This window comes from Tindallia californiensis (assembly GCF_900107405.1).
GTDB classification, from domain to species: domain Bacteria; phylum Bacillota; class Clostridia; order Peptostreptococcales; family Tindalliaceae; genus Tindallia; species Tindallia californiensis.
Window position 1 is genome coordinate 272,874 of the sequence record NZ_FNPV01000005.1, and the last position, 15,301, is coordinate 288,174.

17 protein-coding genes are annotated in these 15,301 nt (G+C 36.0%); 1 reads left to right on the forward strand and 16 read right to left on the reverse strand.

Going from position 1 to position 15,301, the window contains the following annotated elements; all coding sequences use genetic code 11:
• Position 1: 1 nt before the first annotated feature.
• The 4 genes from fapR to BLV55_RS08925 all read right to left on the reverse strand — a co-directional run bounded on the left by fapR (position 2) and on the right by BLV55_RS08925 (position 2,733).
• On the reverse strand, positions 2–580 hold the full coding sequence (fapR, locus tag BLV55_RS08910) for a transcription factor FapR (protein WP_093313521.1): 579 nt from the start codon (positions 578–580) through the stop codon (positions 2–4).
• A gap of 159 nt (positions 581–739) precedes the next feature.
• Complete coding sequence (rpmF, locus tag BLV55_RS08915) at positions 740–919, reverse strand: 50S ribosomal protein L32 (RefSeq protein ID WP_093313523.1); 180 nt, start codon at positions 917–919, stop codon at positions 740–742.
• Positions 920–931: 12 nt separating this feature from the next.
• Positions 932–1,462 carry a YceD family protein gene (locus BLV55_RS08920; protein WP_093313525.1) on the reverse strand — a complete coding sequence of 177 codons (531 nt, stop codon included), beginning with the start codon at positions 1,460–1,462 and terminating at the stop codon, positions 932–934.
• Between the two features lie 77 nt (positions 1,463–1,539).
• Complete coding sequence (locus tag BLV55_RS08925) at positions 1,540–2,733, reverse strand: acetate/propionate family kinase (RefSeq protein ID WP_093313527.1); 1,194 nt, start codon at positions 2,731–2,733, stop codon at positions 1,540–1,542.
• A 184-nt stretch (positions 2,734–2,917) separates the two neighbouring features.
• Here BLV55_RS08925 and BLV55_RS08930 point away from each other — a divergent pair, with 184 nt between their 5' ends.
• Positions 2,918–4,150, forward strand: coding sequence for a nucleotidyltransferase (locus BLV55_RS08930; RefSeq protein ID WP_093313529.1), 1,233 nt, complete (start codon positions 2,918–2,920; stop codon positions 4,148–4,150).
• A 17-nt stretch (positions 4,151–4,167) separates the two neighbouring features.
• On the opposite strand, the gene BLV55_RS08935 is transcribed toward BLV55_RS08930, so the two are convergent.
• From BLV55_RS08935 to rsmB, 12 genes are all read right to left on the reverse strand, one after another.
• Positions 4,168–4,620, reverse strand: coding sequence for an ATP synthase subunit B family protein (locus BLV55_RS08935; protein ID WP_093313531.1), 453 nt, complete (start codon positions 4,618–4,620; stop codon positions 4,168–4,170).
• Positions 4,621–4,637: 17 nt separating this feature from the next.
• A complete protein-coding gene (gene coaD / locus BLV55_RS08940; RefSeq protein WP_093313533.1) occupies positions 4,638–5,120 on the reverse strand; it encodes a pantetheine-phosphate adenylyltransferase in 483 nt (160 codons plus the stop codon).
• 1 nt (position 5,121) lies between these two features.
• Positions 5,122–5,679 (reverse strand): 16S rRNA (guanine(966)-N(2))-methyltransferase RsmD, encoded by a 558-nt coding sequence (gene rsmD, locus BLV55_RS08945; protein WP_093313535.1) that lies wholly within the window; start codon positions 5,677–5,679, stop codon positions 5,122–5,124.
• 50 nt (positions 5,680–5,729) lie between these two features.
• Complete coding sequence (locus BLV55_RS08950) at positions 5,730–7,361, reverse strand: DAK2 domain-containing protein (RefSeq protein WP_330386596.1); 1,632 nt, start codon at positions 7,359–7,361, stop codon at positions 5,730–5,732.
• A 17-nt stretch (positions 7,362–7,378) separates the two neighbouring features.
• Positions 7,379–7,735 (reverse strand): Asp23/Gls24 family envelope stress response protein, encoded by a 357-nt coding sequence (locus BLV55_RS08955; protein WP_093313537.1) that lies wholly within the window; start codon positions 7,733–7,735, stop codon positions 7,379–7,381.
• Positions 7,736–7,976: 241 nt separating this feature from the next.
• Positions 7,977–8,621, reverse strand: coding sequence for a thiamine diphosphokinase (locus BLV55_RS08960; RefSeq protein ID WP_093313539.1), 645 nt, complete (start codon positions 8,619–8,621; stop codon positions 7,977–7,979).
• Positions 8,618–9,286 (reverse strand): ribulose-phosphate 3-epimerase, encoded by a 669-nt coding sequence (gene rpe, locus BLV55_RS08965; protein WP_093313541.1) that lies wholly within the window; start codon positions 9,284–9,286, stop codon positions 8,618–8,620. The genes BLV55_RS08960 and rpe overlap by 4 nt, the downstream gene beginning before the upstream one ends.
• Positions 9,286–10,167, reverse strand: a complete 882-nt coding sequence (gene rsgA, locus BLV55_RS08970) for a ribosome small subunit-dependent GTPase A (RefSeq protein WP_093313543.1) — start codon at positions 10,165–10,167, stop codon at positions 9,286–9,288. The genes rpe and rsgA overlap by 1 nt, the downstream gene beginning before the upstream one ends.
• Before the next feature lie 10 nt (positions 10,168–10,177).
• Entirely contained in the window at positions 10,178–12,151 is a 1,974-nt protein-coding gene (pknB, locus tag BLV55_RS08975) for a Stk1 family PASTA domain-containing Ser/Thr kinase (RefSeq protein WP_093313639.1), read from the reverse strand.
• The gene (locus tag BLV55_RS08980; protein WP_093313545.1) at positions 12,148–12,906 is read right to left on the reverse strand and encodes a Stp1/IreP family PP2C-type Ser/Thr phosphatase; all 759 of its coding nucleotides are present in this window, start codon (positions 12,904–12,906) and stop codon (positions 12,148–12,150) included. The genes pknB and BLV55_RS08980 overlap by 4 nt, the downstream gene beginning before the upstream one ends.
• 16 nt (positions 12,907–12,922) lie before the next feature.
• On the reverse strand, positions 12,923–13,945 hold the full coding sequence (gene rlmN, locus BLV55_RS08985; RefSeq protein WP_242870081.1) for a dual-specificity RNA methyltransferase RlmN: 1,023 nt from the start codon (positions 13,943–13,945) through the stop codon (positions 12,923–12,925).
• Between the two features lie 23 nt (positions 13,946–13,968).
• Positions 13,969–15,279 carry a 16S rRNA (cytosine(967)-C(5))-methyltransferase RsmB gene (rsmB, locus tag BLV55_RS08990; protein ID WP_093313549.1) on the reverse strand — a complete coding sequence of 437 codons (1,311 nt, stop codon included), beginning with the start codon at positions 15,277–15,279 and terminating at the stop codon, positions 13,969–13,971.
• Positions 15,280–15,301 lie beyond the last annotated feature (22 nt).

Below are 15,301 nucleotides of genomic sequence, written 5' to 3' on the forward strand. Positions count from 1 at the left end.
TCTAATCCTCCTCCTTTTCAGTAAGGGAAACCAAAATGAACTTCCCTCGAAAAACCTGTTCTTGATTCGCATATATCATTACATGAACAAAGTGCTTATTATTCCTTACTCGTACTACTTTAGCCTTAGCAACTAGCTTCGTTCCAGCCGTAACCGGCTGTATATATTTTATATTCGAAACACCTGTTAAAGCCTTATTAGCATCCACAACTGCCATTGCAAGTGATTCAGCTTGTGAAAAAATATGGTGTCCTCTTACGAGGCTGGTTTTTTTAAAGGCCATATCTTCACTGGTATCCAAGATTGATATGCCACCTTTTCCTAGACTAAGATCTATCAATTCTCCAACAATTTCTGCACCAACCATGCTTCTAACTTTTTCATAATTGTCTGATGCAACTGTTTTTAATCTTGCTCTTAGTTCAGGGATACCCATCTCTAGTCGATCGAGTCGAATCGTTTGAATACTTACATTGAAAATTTCTGCTAAATCCCCATCTGTAAGGAATGGATCTTCAGCAATTCGATTACCCAGCTGAAACTGTCTTTCTCGCTTCGATATCTTTCTAATTGCTGGCATAGATTCACCTCATTTTTGTTTGGTACGAGATCATAGTACCAGTATACTAAAGAAATATTACTCAAACAAGACAGGTTGTTTTTCACAATGAAAAAACGAACTTCATCCTTCTCTTCTATAAAAAAAGTGGTAATGCTGTAAGCATTACCACCAAGTAGTCTATTGTGTAGATATAACTTCTTTACCCTTGTAATGTCCACAGTCTGGACAAACGTGGTGCGGAAGCTTAGCCTCATGACACTGAGGACATTCTTGAACGGAAGGAGCCGTATATTTTGAGTTTGCAGCTCTTCTAGAGTCACGATTTGATTTTGATGTTTTTCGTTTTGGTACTGGCACTTTAACACCTCCTTATTCTTTCTGATACCAGTCTTTCAGTTTTGCAAGTCTTGGATCTATTTCTGTTGTAGCAACCATATGATCGCATCGACATTCTTCATCCTTCGACTCTGTTCCACATCGATTGCGTATTCCTTGACAACCATGGCGGCACAATAGTTTTAAAGGAACTGTTAACAATGCTTGCTCATGAACAACACTCTCTAAATCCAGTTGATTATTGCTGTAAAAAATGATTTCTTCATCCCATTGACTATCAGTAGACGAGGATTGCTTACTTTTATCGACTAGCTGAAAGCTCTTCTTAACTTTCTCCGACTGACAAACCATTTCTAAGCAGCGCGCGCAACTCATAGTAATTGTAACTGACATCTCCAGATTCATGATAACCGCATCCTGTATTTTTATTAGTTGCACACTCGCCTCTATTGGTTGCTTAAAATATACAGGGTCTCCATGATAATCCAGTTTTGGCATATCATACTCATAAAGACATTCTAATGAGTTTTCTCTACTTCTGAAAAAATCTAATAAAGGAAACATTCGATTACCGCCTTCTTCATCGACAGAAAGATTATATGGTGAAGAACTGTTTTTGTCAAGCGTTTCCACAGGACAAATTAAACAATTGCTTTAGTTTCCCGCGCAATCATCAATTCTTCATTTGTTGGCATCAAAACAATTTTTACCGAAGACCCATCTGTGCTAACAATAGTTTCTTTCCCTCTCACTCCATCATTCTTATTGTTATCAATTGTAGCACCTAAAAACGAAAGATTTTTACAAATCTCTTTTCTTGCAATATCAGAGTTTTCTCCAAGGCCTGCCGTAAATACAATAGCGTCCAGACCACCCATCTCCGCTGCATAAGCACCTATATACTTCGTTACTTTTTTGTAAAAAATTTCCAAAGCTATTTTTGCTCTCTCATTTCCATCTTGTGCTGCTTCTTCTATATCTCTGAAATCACTACTCACTCCAGAAACCCCAAGAACTCCCGACTTTTTATTCATAATATTGTTGACATCACTAATAGACATATCCTCTTTCTCCATGATAAAGGATATGATAGCAGGGTCAATATCGCCACATCTCGTACCCATAACCAGCCCTTCTAACGGCGTAAAGCCCATTGTTGTATCAATTGATTGTCCATATTGAATAGCCGCCATACTAGCTCCATTCCCTAAATGACATGTAACAATTTTCAGCTCCTCAAGTGGTTTCCCGAGCAGTTCTGCCGTTTTAATCGCTACATACTTATGAGAGGTTCCATGAAAACCATATCTTCTGATTTTATATTTTTCATACAATTCATACGGAAGTGCATACAAGTAAGAAGAAGGCGGCATCGTTTGATGAAACGCAGTATCAAAAACACCTACCATTGGAGTACTAGGCATTATTTCCTTGCAAGCATAAATCCCCATTAAATTCGGCGGATTATGTAACGGAGCCAAATCAGAGCAATCTTCAAGTGCATCAATTACCTCCTGGGTAATCATAACAGAACCGGAAAATTTTTCACCAGCATGCACAACCCGATGCCCTACAGCGTTGATTTCATCCATAGAACTTAATACTCCATAAGTCTTGTCTAATAAAGCATCAATCAAAACTTTAATAGCATCTTTGTGATCTTTTAGCTCTGTTTCAATCACTTCTTTTTTTCCATTTGCAGGTTCGTGTTTAACAAAAGATCCTTCTAACCCAATTCTTTCTGCAATTCCTTTTGCCAGCAATTCTTCGCCTACCATATTAATAATCTGGTACTTTAATGATGAGCTGCCGCAATTTAAAACCAATACCTTCATTCAAAAAACCTCCTATATTCTATTATTATAGCAATTGAACCAATCTAATGTATTAACATAACAATCATAATAAAAAAACAAGATGATTTCAAGTTTTTGAAGGCTAAAATATTAAACTGTGGTAAAATATTACCTAACACAACCTGAAAACACCTTAATATCATAAATAAAGGAATGATTGTTAATGAAAGTTTTAGGACTTATTACTGAATACAACCCGTTTCATAATGGTCACCTATATCATTTAGAAAAATCTAAAAGTATTACAGACTCAGACTATAGCATTGCCGTTATGAGTGGTCATTTTATGCAACGTGGGGAACCTGCAATGATCAATAAATGGCTAAGAGCAGAGATGGCTATTAAAAATGGGGTTGATTTAGTTGTCGAACTTCCGACAGTTTATGCTTGTTCAACAGCTGATCAATTTGCCAGAGGCAGTATAGCGCTTTTAAACAATATGAACATAATAGACCATATTTGTTTTGGAAGTGAATCTGGTGATATTGACGTGTTTGAAAAAATTAGCAATTTATTAACCGACCCACCAGCATCACTAAACCATTTGGTTAAGCATTATTTGAATAAAGGTCATTCCTTTGCCCGTGCTCAGCAATTGGCTATTTCTAATTTTTACCCATCACCTCAAATTAATTCTTTTTTTCAACAGCCAAATAATATTCTTGGCATGCTCTATATGAAGCATCTAAAGCAATTGAAATCTAGTATTATTCCATATACGATCAAAAGGCTTGGCTCTCCATATCATTCAAAAGAATTAAGCAACATCAGTAGCGCTACCGGTATTCGTACTCATATTGATGGGGTTGATTCTTTACCAATGATTAAAAGCTCCATCCCTGCTCCCTCATACCAAGTACTAAAAAGATATTTTTCCGAAAATAAAAACATCGTTAAAACAGAAGACTTGGACCTATTATTAATGGGAATAGTCAAAAGAATGACAATTCATGATTTCAGAAATCTCCCTGACGTTACCGAAGGGCTTGAAAACAAATTAAATGATTGTGCTAAAAAAAACAGTTCTTCAATAGATTTTTGTACATGTGTTAAATCTAAAAGATACCCACGCACAAGAATTCAACGAATATTAATGCACGCTCTTCTAAATATACAGAAAACAGATACTCATTTATTTCATCACAAAAAAACACCCTCTTACATTCGAGTATTAGCATTTAATGAAAAAGGTAGATTTTTGTTAAGGAAGTGTAAAGAACTAAGTTCACTTCCCATAATAACAAAAGTAGCCAGTTTTAATTCAAGAAACACTTCAGAAGAACGGATGTTAGAAATAGATCTCCAAGCAACCGACTTATACCACCTATCACTTCCAAACAGTTATTCAAAAAAAGGTAGACTGGATTATTTGCAGAGCCCTCTTTTTATAACTTAAACAACGACACCCTATTCTTAGTTTTGATTCATACGGTGTAGCTCTTTTCGGTTTTCCGAAATAACCTCTAACATTTCACGAGCTGTTTCTTCCGCATCTTGTAATAGCTCGTCGGTATATTCTCTAGCACTTTGCTTCATATCCCTAGACGCCTGCTGTGCATGTTTTATTATTTCCTCAGCTTTCACTCTAGCCATTTTCACAATTTCATCCTCTTCCACTAAACTTTCAGAGTGTTTTCGTGCTTCCTCTATCGTTCGCTCTCCTTCACGTTGAGCTTCTTGCAATATCCTCTGTCTCTCCTCTTTAATCCATTGAGCTTGCTTCATTTCATCAGGTAAATGTATTCTTATCTCTTTAACAATTTCTAACAATTCACCTTTATCAACCATTACTCGATTTGCAAAAGGTATGGTTGACCCACTCTCAATAATATCTTCTAATTCTTCAAGCAACTGCAATACATCCAAGGCCGTCCCTCCTTAACTTATTCTTTTTTAATACCTCGAACTATTTCATGTTCAATAACTTCTGGTACTAGCTCTTTAATACAACCACCTAGTCTGGCCACTTCTTTTACAACACTGGAGCTTAAGTATGAATACTGACTTTGAGTCATTAAAAACATCGTTTCTATGTTTTTGTTCAGCTTGCGATTCATTAAAGCCATCTGAAACTCATACTCAAAATCCGATACAGCTCTCAACCCTTTAATGATTACCTTTGCATTTTTCTCGTTTGCAAAGTCAACTAAAAGGCCTGAATGCGATGCAACAGTAACATTAGTTAGATTTTGGGTGACTTTCTCTATTAGTTCCACTCTTTTACTTAAAGAAAACATAGGTTTTTTCGCATTATTCGACATGACAGTTACCAGCACTTCATCATACACAGATGCCGCTCTTAGAATAATATCCAAATGTCCATTCGTAATAGGGTCAAAACTTCCTGGATAAATTGCTACGGTCATTTCAAGGCCCCTCCTTCCTGTAGTAGGAAATCATACTATCACCATATTTTTTTTGTTTTGCTTGTATGAATGTTTCTATTTTTTTCGAGAGAACTTCTTTCTTGCTATGTTCAATAACAATGATACCATCTTTATTCAATAACTCACATTTGCTTATGAACCCTAATGTCGGATTCACAAGTTGTTGCTGATAGGGTGGATCTAGAAAAATGATATCCGCTTGAATTTTAGATTGATGTAATTGACGAATCGCTAAGCTGACTTCTTGATGAAGTATACTCGCAGAGGTATCTAATCTGGTTTTTATTAAATTTTCTTTAATGCATCTCACATGTTCTAGTGACCATTCAACAAAATAAACATGAGCGGCGCCACGGGAAATACATTCTATTCCTAACCCGCCAGATCCAGCAAACAAATCAATCACCGTACTGGAAATCACTTTATGCTGGATAGTATTAAAAACTGATTCTTTCACCCTATCTGTAGTAGGTCTGACCTGATCTCCTTTCGGTGCTTTTATTTTATGTCCTTTAGCAACTCCTGAAATAACTCTCATGTAACATCTCCTGGAATTTTATCATATAAAATGATAAGTCTTTTTTCTTTTTACTCTAAAGATATGATGTAATAGTATAACGGCTGTCCGCCTTCATACACTTCAACTTCAACGTCTTTATATTTTAAATTCATTTGCTTCTGTAGGTCTTTTGCCTCTTCTAAGGTCGTATCTTCACCATAATAAATAGTCATTATTTCATCTTGTGTTGCAATCATTTTCTCTATTAGTTTTGCGGATACTTCATTAAGATTTTTTCCAGCAGAACGTATTTCCTTGTCACTTAAGCCAATAATTTCATTTTTAGAGATTGTCATCCCATTAAAACTAGTATCTCGCACCGCATATGTAACCTGCCCCGTCTTAACTTCACGAATAGCTTGATTCATTGCTGATTCATTCTCTGTCGGCTTAATATCCGGATTGAAGGCTAGTATTGCAGAAATACCTTGAGGAATGGTTTTGGTTGGTATAACTGTTATGCTTTTGCCTGATATCCCTTTCGCTTGATTAGCAGCCATAATAATATTACTGTTATTTGGCATAATAAAGATATGTTCTGCATCGATCTTTTCTATAGCGTTTAAAAAATCTTCTGTACTTGGATTCATTGTTTGTCCACCTTCTATGATTACATCGACACAGAAATCTTCCATAATACTTTTTAAGCCTTCTCCCATTGCTACAGATATCATCCCATATGGTTTTGAAGAAACATCCTCAGTGGTGGCTTTTTCTCCCTTTGGTTTGAAATTTTTATGCTGATGCTGGAGTCTCATATTATCAATTTTAATGTCAGTTAAGTCACCAATCTTAAGGGCCTCTTCCAGCACTTTTCCAGGATGATTCGTATGAATATGTACTTTCATTAATTTTTCATTAGCAACAACTAACATCGAATCACCATGATGTGTGATTTTGGATTTAAAAATTGCTACGTCAGCATCTTTAGCATTAATGATAAACTCTGTGCAATAACCAAAATGAATTTCTTCCGGATCTATTTCATACAAATAAGGATGCTTCTCCTGCTTATCTTTATTCATATCCAGCGCCAAGTCTTTTTCACCAAAAATCCCTTTCAAAGCCCCTTCCATGATCGCTACTAAACCTTTTCCACCAGAGTCTACCACTCCGGCTTCTTTTAATACTCTCAACTGATCCGGTGTTCTTTCCAGTGATTCGTTTGCTTTTAGGATAACCAACCTTAAAAACGTTTCAACATTTTCTTCCTTCTCTGCTAGCATCATCGCAGCATCTGCACTTTCTCTGGCTACAGTTAAGATCGTTCCTTCTGTAGGTTTCATCACTGCCTGATAAGCCGTATCTGAAGCATTTTTCATTGCCATAGCAATATCTTTAACTGTAATTTCTTTTTTTGTTTTTAAGCTCTTAGCAAAACCACGAAACAATTGAGAAAGAATAACCCCCGAATTACCTCTAGCTCCCATTAATGACCCGTTTGCAACCGCTTCCGCTAATTCATCTATATTTTCAGTCTCACTCTTATTTAATTCCTTGATTGCAGCCTCAACTGTTAATGTCATATTTGTGCCCGTATCACCATCCGGAACAGGAAAAACATTTAGAGAATTAATTATTTCCTGCTGGTCTAACAATGTCTGTCTGGCTGAAATCATCATGCTTTTATAGTTTTTTCCATTAATTGTCTGCGTATTCAAAACCGTACCTCCTTAAATTACTTGTGCACGCGCACACCCTGTATGTTGACGTTCACTTTTGTCACATCCATTCCTGTCAGGGTTTCAAGATTATACTTTACTTTTTCAATGATATTGTTTGCCACAACAGAAATACGAGTACCAAACTCAATAATAACATACAAGTCGATTTCTATTTGATTTTCATCAGTATGCACTTTTACCCCTCTACTGGATTGCTCTCTTTTAAAAAGTTCAACTAAACCACCAGCAGCAGTTTTAGTCACCATCCCCACTACTCCATAGCATTCCATAGCAGAAAGTCCTGATATCGAAGCAAGAACATGATCATCAATAATGGTCGTACCGTATTGGTTTGTTATTTTACCCGGCATTGTAGTCCCTCCTTGTTATTAGCTAAGAAATGATTTATTCAACATCACCATTTAGGATAAATGATTACGCCAAAATTCAATAGAAATAATTGGTATTTGCACTATATAATATATACACATTGTATAGTAAACAAAGTCATTCTTCAAGATTTATGAATTGACTTGCTCTTCTCAGACATTCCATAGTTAGGTATATGGTCATCATTTCTTTTTTGCAAGAATCCCTCATTTTATCTATTAGTTATACCGAAATCTGCTTATTTCTAATAGCCAATAATGTAGCATCTTTTATTTTCACCTTTTGAATACTTTTTTTCACTACATTACTAACACATAAACTTGTGCCTTGGGATACAGGTTTATCGACAAGTGGATATTCAAAACCTTCCAGAGAAATTATTCCCGGACCTTCATTCAAAGGAATAAAAGAAACAGTTTCACCTATTTGCCAATGTAGCTCACTATTTTTATAAAGGTACTGTATTTCGAAATGCTCATCGATTATTTCTCCTAAGATACCACTATCTGCAATTTTTTTCAAAAGAAAAATATTGCTAACACTGTGATCAATCCTATTACCAATACCTCCTAGCACCGTTATTCTTTCAGCCTTCAAGTTTATAGCTGCATCAATTGCAATTTCTGTATCTGTATAATCTTTACTAACATCATATTTTTTCACCGAAATGTTCTGCATCCTAATCCAATCCAAGTCTTTATCATTAACAGAGTCCATATCCCCAACCATTAAGTCTGGTACACAATATATTTCATGCAGATATCTGGCCGCTCCATCTACACAAATAATATAATTATATTGTGGAGCTATCTCTCTTAAATAGCTTAAACTATATATCTCTCCGTTAGTTACGATAAGAACTTTCATCTTTCTTCCTCACTCATCGCAGCAGCTCTTAGGTGCTTGACCGCCTCAGTCGGTTTTGTTGAATTAAAAATAGCCGATCCAGCTACAAAAATATCTGCACCCGCTTGAGATATTTTATTAATGTTATTTTGATTAATACCACCATCAACTTGTATTTTTACATTCAAACTCTTTTGTTCAATCATTGCCTTTAAGTTTGTTATTTTCCTCAGTGAGCCATTAATAAACTCTTGTCCACCAAACCCAGGATTAACAGACATTACTAACACCATGTCCAACTGATCTAAAACATACTCCAGCATATGTTCAGGAGTTGATGGATTTAAAGCTACTCCTACTTTCGCTCCCGTTGATTTAATCTGCTGTATGATGCGATCTAGATGAACACACGCCTCTGCCTGTACCGTAATCATATCAGCACCTGCTTCAATAAATGTCTCAATATATTTTTCTGGTTCTACTATCATGAGATGAATATCAAAAGGTATTCCTGTTACCTTTCTTAATGATTCAATCACTACTGGTCCTATCGTTATATTTGGTACAAATCGACCATCCATAACATCAATGTGTAGCATATCACAACCTGCTTCTTCAACCATTTTTATAGATTTATTCAGGTTAGCAAAGTCTGCTGCCAAAATAGATGGAGCAATTAATTTCATCAACAGTACCTCCTGTCTGATTTTATTTCTTCTACTATATTTTGATAATTCTTATAGCGATGTTCCATGATCTCACCATCACTAACCGCTTTTTTGATACTGCAACCAGGCTCTTTTAAGTGAAGGCAAGATAAGAAACGACATGAACTTTCTAGGGCTAAAAATTCTTTAAAGTATCGTTTAACTTCTTCATATTTAAGATCACTAGCGTTCAGTGTACTGAAACCAGGAGTGTCAGCAATCCAAGTGTCCTCATCTGCCCATAACAATTCCGTAAACCGCGTTGTGTGTTTCCCTCGTTGAATTTTCTCACTAATTTTTCCAGTTTTAAGCTCAAAGCTTGGATAAAGCTTATTAATTAAAGAGGATTTACCCACTCCAGAAGCACCAGCTAAAGCAGTTGTATTGCCAGCCAAAAAATTTCTTAATGATGCTATCCCATCTCCAGATTTTGCACTTATAAAGAAAACAGGGTAACCTATTTTTTCATATCCAGATAAAATTCCATCAAACGTCTCTTTATCTTCTAAATCGATTTTATTAAAACAAACTCCTATTTGGTACCTTTGCATTTCCGCTCTAAGTAATATTCTGTCAAGCAAAACAAAGTTTGGAATTGGCTCTTTAACAGAAAACACAGCCAAAATCTGATCTAAGTTAGATAATGGTGGTCTTAGCATTTCATTTTTCCTTGGTAGAACTTCTTCAACAACTCCTTCTTTCAACTGTTCATTTATTATTGAATACTTCACCCAGTCACCAGTAATAGGCGTGATTCCCCTTTTTTTCAAAATGCCTCTGCCTTTACAAACCACAACTGACTTATTGTCTTGTACGTAAAAAAAACCACTTAAAGCTTTAATTATCCTACCTTCTTTCATATAAACCTCCTTAAAAAGAAATCTCTACGGTGCGCACGACAGATCCATCGATAACTATTTCGAAAGCCTGGGTACCTAATCCTGTGACTTTTACTTCTATTGAGTTGCCATCCTCTTCAATATGATGATTTTTAGTAAAAATCAATGTATTATCACTGTTTTCCTCAACACGGTAGAGTTCTACCAGCACAGTACCACTTCCACCATCAAACTGAATAGGAAGCGTTCTTGTTCTAGGCTCTTCTATGTTATTTTCTCCTTGCTCAGGCATAATGTCTTCCTCAATTTCTATATCTTCTATTTGAGGCGATTCAACTCCCGCACTAATTGTCAGCGACACGCTTGTTCTTTCAGGAATTTGTCGTCCAGATACTATACTTTGTTGGATCACTATATCTTCTACATACTCTTCACTGTGCTCTTCTCGAACAGTACTTATTGGAAGGTTAAGATCTTTTAGCGATTCCCTTGCACTTTCAATAGTAGATCCTACTAGATCCGGCATAATTACCATCTCATACTCGGGTCCCTCACTAATAACTATTTTAACAACTTCTCCTTGTGTCATTTCTGTACCTGCTCTTGGCTCTTGACTTATTACAGTTCCAGAAGGCATATCGCTTGTAGCATATTCCATATCTCCTACAATGAATCCAGCGTCTTCAATCTTAAATACGGCGTTATCTTTTGCTTCATACATCAAATCTGGAACCTTAACTGTTTCTACCCCTGTACTGACAGTTAACTCTATAGGGTAATTTTCTCTGACACTCATTCCAGCTGATGGATTTTGTAATAATACGGTATCCTCATCCGTTTCTCGGTCAAATTGATACTCCACTCTGTGTTGAAGGCCTAGCTCTTCAATTTTTTCCTTGGCTTCATCTAAATGCATCCCTATAAAATCTGGAACATCAATATCTTCTGTCGTTCGAAACATGTTGCTTACATAAAACAATCCAAACGTAAATAATAAAGCAGCAACTAAAGCCGTTATAATACCAGCTGCTAATACAATTTTTGTTTTATGGCTATTTTTTGTCTTTTTCTTCTTTCGGAATGGCTTCTGTTCTGTCATCTTTAGTAGTTCGTCCCCTTCCTTGTATCCATTTACATGGGTTGGATTCTCGTCTATTTCATCTTCAAAATCATCGAGAATATATTCAGGATCAGTTTCAAGCTGATTTAAAGCATCAATTAACAAAGATGCATTTTGAAACCTGCTGTACTGATCTTTTTCAATTAGCTTCATAATGATACTTTCTAAACCTTCAGAAACGGTATCATTAATATCCGACGGTAGTTCAGGTTCTTCCTGTAAATGCTTCAATGCAACAGTGATAGGACTTTCTCCTTCAAAAGGTAGCTTTCCTGTAGCCATCTCATACATGGCTATTCCAAGAGAATATAGATCTGATTTTGCATCAGTATACCCCCCCCTAGCCTGTTCTGGAGAAAAGTAATGAACAGAACCTACTAAACTGCCAGTATTAGTCAGTGTATTAGTGCTTGATGATAGTGCAATCCCAAAATCTGTCAATTTTGCTCGATGATCATCTGTGATTAAGATATTTTGAGGTTTAATATCTCGATGAATCACATAATTTTCATGAGCATGTTGAAGTGCACGCGCTATTTGCTTTGCATAATAAATGATTTCTTCCTGATGAAGCGCTCCTTTTTCTTTAATCACTTTTTTTAATGTTTTACCCTCGACCATTTCCATAACCATATAATAGATATCATTTACTTCTCCTACGTCATAAACATTAACAATATTAGGATGAGACAGACTTGCCACAGCCTGAGATTCGCGTTTAAACTTATTTACTAAATCTTTATCGCTTATCAATTCATCCCTAAGAATTTTTACAGCAACATTCCTATTCAATAAATGACATTTTGCTTTATATACAATGGCCATTCCTCCGCCACCAAGTTTTTCTATGATCTCATATCTATTGCCAAGCATTGTTCCAATCAAAAAGAACACCTGCCTTCCTTACTTGACTTAAATGGTTTAACAATTAAAATTGTACTATTATCATGTCCGCCTCGATCATTAGCTGTATCAATAAGGAGTTGCGCTGCTTGGGAGGCTGATTTCGTTTCTAATAGAATATTTCTCAATTCATCATCAGAAATTAAATTTGTAACGCCGTCTGTACATAGAATCAAAATATCATGGTCCATTATCTCAAAAGGGATAAAATCAGCTCTTACGTTTTTGTCAATTCCCATTGCACGAGTAATAACATGTTTTTGTGGATGATGCAATGCCTCTTGTTTTGATATCTCACCTTTTCGATATAGCTCCGCAACTAAAGAATGATCCTCTGTCATCTGCATTAATTCATTATTTCTAAGCAAATATGCACGACTGTCACCTATATGACCAATTACCCCACGATTGTTTTTTGTCCACACCATCGTTAGTGTTGTTCCCATCCCAGCACATTCGGGATAGTCAACAGCATACTCTAACAGTTGTTGATTAGCTCTATGAAAAGCTTCGTATAAAATTCCTGTTACTACAGAATCGTCTGCATTGTTAAATAAAAACTCCACTGCATGAGAACTAGCTACCTGTAAAGCAATGTTACTAGCCATTTTCCCACAGCTGTGACCACCCATCCCATCTGCAACCATAAAAAGGCAGTACTCATTTTTATAAATATAATAAGCATCTTGATTTTCGCCTCTGACTTTACCAATATCCGTTAGAACAGCAATATCCATGGATATTCCTCCCGTTTTAATCTTTATATTTAGCTTGTTGTTTTAGTTGGCCACAAGCTGCATCAATATCTGCACCTAGCTCACGTCGTATAGTAGCAGGAATCTTGTGTTTTCTTAGAATTTCAATTAATTCTCGGTAATCTCCTTTTTTAGAATGACTAAATAATTCATTGACAGGATTTACCGGTATAAAGTTAACATGGCATAGTTTATTCCGAAGATGATCTGCTAAAGTCCGTATTTCTTCTTCATGATCGTTCAATCCTGGTATAAGTGCATACTCAAAAGTGATCCGTCTATTTGTTTTTTCAATATAGTAATCACATGCTTTTAGTGTATCAGCGATACTAAACTTCAGCGCTATTGGCATTATGCTTCTCCTGATCGTATCTGATGCGGCATGAAGAGAAATCGCTAGGTTCACCGGCAACTTCAAATCTGCTAATTGATATATCTGAGGAACCAGTCCACAAGTAGATATCGTTATATGTCGCATACTGATATTTAATCCTTTTTCATCATTAACAATGTTCAATAATTTTACTACTTCCTTTAAATTCTGTAAAGGTTCTCCACTTCCCATCAGTACAACGTTAGCTATTCTTTGGTCAATCTCCTTAGTTACCGATAGTATTTGACTTAGCATTTCTCCCGCACTAAGATTTCTATCAAGACCCTCTAAGCCAGAGGCGCAAAAGCTACAACCCATAGCACAGCCTATCTGAGTAGATATACATATACTAGCACCATGCTTGTAACGCATCAATACCGATTCCACCATTTTACCGTCCGGAAGTTGAAAAAGAAATTTCTCTGTTCCATCTTTTGATACTTGTTTTTTCCGTACTTCTGCAAAGGACAGAGTAAACCTTTCTGATAACTGCTTTCTCATTTCTTTTGATAAATTCGTCATTTCTTCAAAAGAAACCCCTTTACTAACCCATTCAAAAATTTGGTTCACTCGATAATTGGGCATATCCATGTGATTTATTTCCTGGGACAGTTCTTCTCTTGTCATTGATCTTAAATCTTTTTTCAAAAATTTTCCTCCTAGTAAGTTCATTACTCTACCCTTCTAATTTTAGCTATATAAAACCCGTCAAAATTTTCATGTATCGTTGGATTTAAGAACTTCATTCCTTCTCCATCAAGCATAAACTCAGATTCTTTTTCCAGAAACTCCATTACGACATCTTCATTTTCATATGGTAACATCGTACAAGTAGAGTAAAGAATAGTACCACCAGGTTTCACATACTTAGAAGCCGTTCTCAGCATTTCTTTTTGAACTTCAGACATCTTGATCAATTGTCCCTTGTTTTTATGGGCATATTTTATTTCTGGTTTCCGTCGAATCATCCCTAAACTAGAGCACGGTGCATCTAACAATACTTTGTCGAAACTATTTATAAATGAATGTTCTACAATAGTCGCATCATGTACTTTTGTTGTAGTATTACTAATTCCCATACGATTTATATGCCCTTTCAATTGATTCAATCTTTTCACAGAAAGATCTCCAGCCAGTATAAATCCTGTGTTCTTCATTCTTTCTGCCATAAAAATGCTTTTTCCACCAGGAGCCGCTGCCATGTCAAATATTTTTTCACCCGGTACAGGATCTAACATATCGACTGCCATCATCGAACCAAGGCTCTGAATCTGAAACCATCCATTTAGGTAAGCATTCGACTTCGTTAAATGTCTTTCAGATTCAATTAGCTTAAGTGCTTCCGGTATCCATTGTACTTGCTCTACAATGATCCCATCAATTTCAAGTGAATGTATCAGCTCGTTTGGCTTACATTTTAGCAAATTACAACGAAGAAACAAGTCGGGCCTCCGTTTATTTGTTTCAAGGATGTTCAAAGTAGCGCTGTGACCATAATAGGCTATCATTTCATGAATAATCCATTTAGGGTATGAGTAGTGCAAGGACAAAGACTCTAGTGATTGAGAAGGCGCCATTTTCTTAGTTAAATCGTCTTTTTGTCTAGCAAAGTTTCTTAATATCCCGTTAACAAATCCACTGGCAGAAGGGTTTGTTTTCTTAGTAATTTTTACGGCTTCATTCACAATAGCAAAGTCTGGTATTCTATCCAAGTTTAACATTTGATAGATGGAAGCCAGTAAGATGTATTTGACTTGAAACTGCATTTTTTTTACTGGCCTTTTGCTAACAACCCCAAGACAACCCTCTAGTTTCATCATTTGATCCAGTGTTCCATATACTATGTTCACAAAAAGTTTAGTGTCCTCTTTTGACCAATTCTCTTGATGAATAAATTCATTAACAACTATATTAGAAAAAGATTTTTTTTCAACTACAATCTGAATTGCTTCAACCGCTTTTTCTCGTGGTGTTTTTTTCATTTTTTTCACTCCAATACACAAA

Excerpts from the sequence above, each read along its gene's own strand:
- fapR (WP_093313521.1), bottom strand. The coding sequence starts at position 580 with ATGCCAGCAATTAGAAAGATATCGAAGCGAGAAAGACAGTTTCAGCTG.
- BLV55_RS08920 (WP_093313525.1), bottom strand. The coding sequence starts at position 1,462 with ATGTTTCCTTTATTAGATTTTTTCAGAAGTAGAGAAAACTCATTAGAA.
- BLV55_RS08925 (WP_093313527.1), bottom strand. The coding sequence starts at position 2,733 with ATGAAGGTATTGGTTTTAAATTGCGGCAGCTCATCATTAAAGTACCAG.
- BLV55_RS08930 (WP_093313529.1), top strand. The coding sequence starts at position 2,918 with ATGAAAGTTTTAGGACTTATTACTGAATACAACCCGTTTCATAATGGT.
- coaD (WP_093313533.1), bottom strand. The coding sequence starts at position 5,120 with ATGACCGTAGCAATTTATCCAGGAAGTTTTGACCCTATTACGAATGGA.
- rsmD (WP_093313535.1), bottom strand. The coding sequence starts at position 5,679 with ATGAGAGTTATTTCAGGAGTTGCTAAAGGACATAAAATAAAAGCACCG.
- BLV55_RS08955 (WP_093313537.1), bottom strand. The coding sequence starts at position 7,735 with ATGCCGGGTAAAATAACAAACCAATACGGTACGACCATTATTGATGAT.
- BLV55_RS08960 (WP_093313539.1), bottom strand. The coding sequence starts at position 8,621 with ATGAAAGTTCTTATCGTAACTAACGGAGAGATATATAGTTTAAGCTAT.
- rpe (WP_093313541.1), bottom strand. The coding sequence starts at position 9,286 with ATGAAATTAATTGCTCCATCTATTTTGGCAGCAGACTTTGCTAACCTG.
- rsgA (WP_093313543.1), bottom strand. The coding sequence starts at position 10,167 with ATGAAAGAAGGTAGGATAATTAAAGCTTTAAGTGGTTTTTTTTACGTA.
- BLV55_RS08980 (WP_093313545.1), bottom strand. The coding sequence starts at position 12,906 with ATGGATATTGCTGTTCTAACGGATATTGGTAAAGTCAGAGGCGAAAAT.
- rsmB (WP_093313549.1), bottom strand. The coding sequence starts at position 15,279 with ATGAAAAAAACACCACGAGAAAAAGCGGTTGAAGCAATTCAGATTGTA.